This is a genomic window from Mesorhizobium sp. M7A.F.Ca.US.002.01.1.1 (assembly GCF_004022955.1).
Lineage (GTDB): Bacteria > Pseudomonadota > Alphaproteobacteria > Rhizobiales > Rhizobiaceae > Mesorhizobium > Mesorhizobium ciceri.
On sequence record NZ_RZQE01000512.1, the window covers coordinates 1 to 4,063 of the forward strand.

General features: G+C 58.8%; 3 protein-coding genes and 1 pseudogene. 2 read left to right on the forward strand and 2 right to left on the reverse strand.

The window, feature by feature from the left end:
* Together EN932_RS30835 and EN932_RS30840 are read left to right on the forward strand one after the other, a co-directional pair.
* Positions 1-1,116: acyltransferase (locus tag EN932_RS30835; RefSeq protein WP_164890705.1), on the forward strand; the 1,116-nt coding region annotated here is incomplete at its 5' end.
* A 221-nt stretch (positions 1,117-1,337) separates the two neighbouring features.
* Complete coding sequence (locus tag EN932_RS30840; protein WP_063174066.1) at positions 1,338-2,348, forward strand: glycosyltransferase family A protein; 1,011 nt, start codon at positions 1,338-1,340, stop codon at positions 2,346-2,348.
* Positions 2,349-2,396: 48 nt separating this feature from the next.
* Here EN932_RS30840 and EN932_RS38165 read toward each other — a convergent pair whose 3' ends face one another.
* Together EN932_RS38165 and EN932_RS38485 are read right to left on the reverse strand one after the other, a co-directional pair.
* On the reverse strand, positions 2,397-3,299 hold the full coding sequence (locus EN932_RS38165) for a glycosyltransferase family 4 protein (protein ID WP_164753915.1): 903 nt from the start codon (positions 3,297-3,299) through the stop codon (positions 2,397-2,399).
* Positions 3,300-3,703: 404 nt separating this feature from the next.
* Positions 3,704-4,063: pseudogene (locus EN932_RS38485) on the reverse strand (lipopolysaccharide biosynthesis protein); the annotation flags it as partial.

Here is a 4,063-nt window from a genome sequence, read left to right on the forward strand (position 1 = left end):
CCCTGGGGTGGGGCGATCTTCTCAACAATAGGCACGGTCAGCTTCGGACTGATAACCCGGGTGAACGCGGAATACCATCCGGCCGCCCGGACTGCTGGGGCAAGGAGGTTCTGGCACAATCCTCAGCTTTTGAGGCTCATATCCGCCTACGCCATCGGCTACATCCACATGTCCGGAGTGGTGAGCGCCGCCCATATTGAGCCGGGTGTCTTGGACATTTTCCGTTTCGGGACGGATCTGTTCATGGTTCTGGCCGGTTTTCTTACCGCGCATGTGCTTGGGAACAATGGCAGGTCGGCCGGCGCCTATTTGCGAACGAGGCTCATTCGAATCGTGCCCTTGTATTGGGGCGTCACGATTCTCGCATTTCTTGTCGAGAACTACGCGATGAAAAGCCATCAGAGGACCTTGTCCGAGCTTTTCATGTCGCTCGCCTTCGTCCCCTTCGGACCCTACCCCATCTTGTATCCGACGTGGACCTTGCTGGTAATCGTCGAATTCAGCCTGATCATCGCAGCTTTCCAACTCGTCAGCGTGAAATATGGGATCCTCTATTCCGCCGCCTTCGCGGTTCTTCTTGCGGTCGCGGGCGAGACATCAAGCATCGAGAACCCCATTTTCGTATTTTACACCAATCCGATCCTGATCGATTTCGCTTTCGGCATCGTCATCTTCAAGCTTTCCAACTCCGGGCTGTTCCCTTTCAAACTGCCGTGGAGCGGGGCCGTTACCCTCGCGGCGGCGGCAGTCGCCTTCGGAGCCTTAGCAGCAGTCTTGCGTCCTTTCTGTTGGCCGGCGCTGCCCCGTTTCCTCGCGCTCGGCATGCCGATGTCGGTCCTGTTGCTGGGGGTTGTCGCTCTGGAGCAGCTCGGTGTCTTCAGCGACTCCAAGCTCTTGAACTTTCTCGCCAAATGCACTTATGCGATCTACTTGACCCACTGGTTCGTGGCTATCGTATCCGAGAAGCTCGTTGCCGAAAGCGGAGATTCGGCGCGGCTCGCCTCGGTGCTGTTGTTCGTGACGCCCATGGCCGTCACCTGCGTTTCGGTGCTGGTTTATCTTTTTGCTGAAGTGCCGCTGACCCGATATCTCTCCGGCCGCTTCACAGACAGCTGAATGAGACGGAGAGGCTGGCGATGAGGTTGCACCTCCCCCTACGCCTTTGGTCGATTGTCATCCCCTAGCCTTTTAGACGGCATGACCTTCCAGCCGATTTGTTGGAGGATGGGCCCGGAAACCAAGTCTTTGTCCTCGATCGTGGCGTGGTGCCTGTGCTGGCCCACATCAGGTCGCTCCGATAACCAAGGCGACCAATCAGGTAAGGGGAGCCTGTGCTGATGCCCAGCATCAATGTAGTCATACCCTGCTACAACGCTGATCGGTTCCTCGCGCAATGTATACGCAGTGTGCTTTCGCAAGGCATCGACGATCTCCGGATTGTTGTTATCGATAACGCGTCAACAGACGACAGCGTGGAAGTGGCACGCCGACTTGCCGCCCAAGACAGCCGGGTTGAAGTCGTGTGCCACGCCAGGAATGTAGGGCCAATTGCGTCCTTCAACGAAGGCGTCGAGCTTGCGCGAGGAGACTACTTCATCCTTTTGTGCGCCGACGATCTCCTGACGGACGGCTCGCTCCAACGCGCCGTTGATGTCCTCGAAAGCAATCCTGGGGCTGCTTTCGCCATAGGGTCTGATCTCAGCATGATCGAGGGGAAGGATTTTGCCGAACCAAGTCAACCAGATGGATGGCGCGTAACGGCGGGTGCCCGGTTCATTGAAGACTGTTGTCGTCATCTGGGCCATCTGGGAGTGTCCCTGGCCTTGGGAGCGGTGCTGGTCAGGATGACTGCGCAAAAGGCGGTGGGTCACTACCGTGCGTCACTCGCGCACGCGCCCGATTTGGAGATGGTGCTTCGCCTCGCGCGGTTGGGTTCAATCGTGGAATTCGAGGGCGCGCTCGGCATCCGACGCGTGCATGCAGCACAAATAACGGTGGTCCACTTTTCGGACAAATTAACGCAATTGAAAGAACGAGAGGCGGTATTCGCCAGCTTCTTCTCGTGCGAAGGCGCTGCCATGCCGGCGGCATCGGGGCTTCGTCGCATGGCAATGCGCCGGGTTGCCGATGCCGCTTATTGGTCGGCAGTCTCTCATATTGTCCGAGGAAGGACCGCTTGTGGCGTCGAATTGCTTAGATATAGCTTTTCGCTGTCTCCGATATTGAGGCTGTTTCCGCCGCTGGGCCATCTTTATCGAACGAAGGGAGCCGTCAGACGGGCCTTGGCAGTGATTTCCGGTCGGTCGGGCTCGTCCACCCGCCAAGTGGAGCATGCGGATACAGCATAGTGCTGATCAAATCCTGTCGAGTGCCACTTTAGAGAGGCGCCCGCCTCCCTACACCATTTGTGATGACAAGCTGCTATCAGCCACCTGGCCTGCCTTGCGGAGCCAAGACAGGAACGGGCCATAGCACACATCGCAGGAAAAGAGGCTGGCGAATACATGCGCGGTACCCTCGGATTTCTGACGCCGAAGTTCCGCATTGCTCAACAGCGCGATGACCGCCTGTGCAAAGTCTGCACCACCATTGGCCACGATCGCTCCCTCATCAAGTTGGTGGGGGTCACCTGCGTCCACACCTATCGAGGTCGTCACGAGGGGGCGGCCGTAAGACATGGCCTCGGCCACCTTTATCTTGACGCCGGCGCTGCCGGAAACGAGCGGGGCCACGACAAGCTGGGCGCGCCTATATTCGGGAGCGAGGTCCGGGAGCGCTCCCACACACTCCAGGCCGGCCGCCGGCGTAACCTCACATGTGAAGGCGGCGGTTCCGACGATGCGAACCCTTGCCGTGGGGCATGAGGTTCGAACAGTTGGCCAGACCTCCTTCAGGAACCACGACAGTGCGGCACGATTTGGCTCTGTGGCATTCCCGACGAAGAGAACGATGGGCTCATTGCTGTCGGGTTGCTTTTCGTGATTGTCGAAGCCCATGCCAAGAGAGATCACGCGTGTCACCCCGAGATGGTTGCGGGCGTAGGAGGCGTCATCCTTGCTGTTGAAACCGACACACTCTGCCGCCTTCAGCGAGTTTGACAATCTCTTTTCCTCGGTCCAATTCTTGTCCGGGCCGGGGGTTGCGCCGGCCTCCCAGCGCGCTGCCCCGTTGCGGTGCTGAAGATGGCCAACAAGTGAGAAAACCCTGTTACCGTTGCGGGAGAGGCCAGGGGCGAAATGCACGGCATCGTGGAACAGTATGACGGCGTCCGGCCGTCCAGCTTCGATACGGTCAAGCACCCACTGAGTCTCTCCCTCGGAAAAGTTCTGGTCCGTCGTTGGGGAAACAGGTGCGGTCTTCCGTCCAAGGAACGATCCGGCCAGATGCCCGGACCGAAGCAACTCCGTGGATAGAAATGTTCTCTGGCCCAATCTGATACTTCGACGAACCTGCCACGAAGAAAACTGCTCTATTTCATATACGCTCCTACAGACTGGACTCCTTCGGCCGCGCGCTATGTTGGATACATACCCGTGTACCTCGTGGCCGGACTTCAGGAGATATCGCCCGAACGCCTGGATATAGGCGCCGTCTCCGCCGAAGAACGCGTCGTACGGATAGCTATGGACGATTGCTATACTGGCCATTTGCCCTCCAAATAGCTTCTCTCTCGGGCCTTCGCCGGTCGAAGTCGCGGGCTGCGTCAAGCGCCGGCCCGCGCCTCGCCTCGAAAGCCCAGCAGCACATCCTGAAACAGCTTGAGCTGCCCCAAGACGAACAGCAAGACGAATGCATAGATACTGATCAGAACCAGCCCGCCAGCCGCGAGCCGCAGAAGCGAAGGAACCTCCGGGCCGAGATAGCGCTGCACTGCCAGCGCACCCACCGAGGCGACGATGCCGGCCATCCATGGCCTCATGATCGTCCGCAACAGATCCCCGACTGAAACCGGCGTTCCGTGCAGGCTCCACACCAGGTGTGGATAGAGCCAGAGCACCAGCGCCGTCGAGTAGCTCAGTGCAACGCCCTCGGGGCCGAAGGAGATTCCTGCGCAGTAGGAAGT

Excerpts from the sequence above, each read along its gene's own strand:
- EN932_RS30840 (WP_063174066.1), top strand. The coding sequence starts at position 1,338 with ATGCCCAGCATCAATGTAGTCATACCCTGCTACAACGCTGATCGGTTC.